This is a genomic window from Mycobacterium sp. E3247, assembly GCF_001667785.1.
Taxonomy (GTDB): domain Bacteria; phylum Actinomycetota; class Actinomycetes; order Mycobacteriales; family Mycobacteriaceae; genus Mycobacterium.
The window spans coordinates 1-1,355 of record NZ_LZJG01000071.1; the positions used below are offsets into that span (position 1 = coordinate 1).

The 1,355-nt window shown below is 63.0% G+C and carries 1 protein-coding gene and 1 pseudogene; both read left to right on the top strand.

Annotated elements, in window-relative coordinates:
* Positions 1-203 (top strand): annotated as a pseudogene (locus A9X04_RS03805) (glycosyl transferase family 1); the annotation flags it as partial.
* A gap of 393 nt (positions 204-596) precedes the next feature.
* The coding region (locus A9X04_RS03810) for a glycosyltransferase (RefSeq protein WP_197509025.1) at positions 597-1,355 on the top strand (759 nt) is incomplete at its 3' end.

The following is a 1,355-nucleotide window of genomic DNA, read 5'->3' on the forward strand; positions in this document are numbered from 1 at the left end:
TCAAACGGCTGAAAGTTGGTGCCACGCGGCGGTTTTCGGCCACCACCCGGGAGTCGTTGTTGGCGGATCTGCGCCGGATACTCGATCCGGATTACGGCGTGCGTGCGCGAGAGATCGCCCGGCACATGACCAAACCCGCTGAAAGCGTTGTCAAGGCCGCTGACGTGGTGGAGAAGTTTGCCGGCTCGCGGAGTCGCGCCTGATCGGCAAAGCCGACAGCGCGGATGTGTGCCGCACTGTCAGCGTCCTGACTCCGGCGCCGGCGCCGAACTAGTTGCCGCTTCTGGAGACACGGGACCACACTTTCTGGCACACTAGATATCTGATCAGCCGACGATGCCTGGGGGTCGCGTCAAACCGTCAAAGGTCGTCACAGTCCAATGGTCGGGGGGATAGGGCCGATGATATTGGCTTCGTCACACCCGACGGCGCCCGGTGGGAATTGCCGGTTCGCCCGCTCGCGGAACCTCATTCCCCATGCCATGCAACGAAAACAGTCAATCCCAATAGGGAAGGGAGAGACTGAAATTAGGGCCGAAAGACCCTACTCTGAAGTGTTGCCGGGGCAAGGGAAAAGTGATTAAGGTTACAACGCGATGAAATTTGCTGTGGCAAGCTACGGGACGCGCGGTGACATAGAGCCGTGCCTCGCTATCGGGCGGGAACTGACGCGCAGAGGGCACGAAGTCCGCATGGCCGTCCCGCCCAATCTTGTTGAGCTCGCGCAGGAAGCAGGCCTGGCGGCCATCGGCTACGGACCCGACATGCACGACTTCTGGAGCGACGAGTTCATCCGCGACTTCTGGAAGAATTTCGTGCGCGGGCCCATCAAGTTGATGCGCGACGCATGGGAGCCGGTGCTGCGGAACTGGCAGCTGATGAGCTCGTCACTGATGTCGGTCGGTGCCGGCGCCGATTTGATCTTCACCGGACAGCTCTACCAGGACCTCGCGATCAACGTCGCCGACTACTACCGCATTCCGATGGCCACGCTGCATTACATTCCGATGCGGCCCAACGGCGAGCTGATTCCGGCACTGCCCGGGCCGATGGTCCGTACCGGGATGGCGGTGTACGACTGGATGTGTTGGCGGATGAACAAGAGGGCCGAGGACCGGCAGCGCCGCGAGCTCGGACTGCCCGCGGCCACGAAACCCTCGCCCCGGCGGATCGCCGAACGCGGCTCGCTCGAGATCCAGGCCTATGACGAAGTCTGCTTTCCCGGGCTGGCCGCCGAATGGGCGAAGAAATGGGGCGACCGACGGCCCTTTGTCGGCGCGCTGACCATGGAGTTGACCACGGACGCCGACGAGGACGTGGCATCGTGGATCGCCGGTGGATCGCCGCCGATCTGC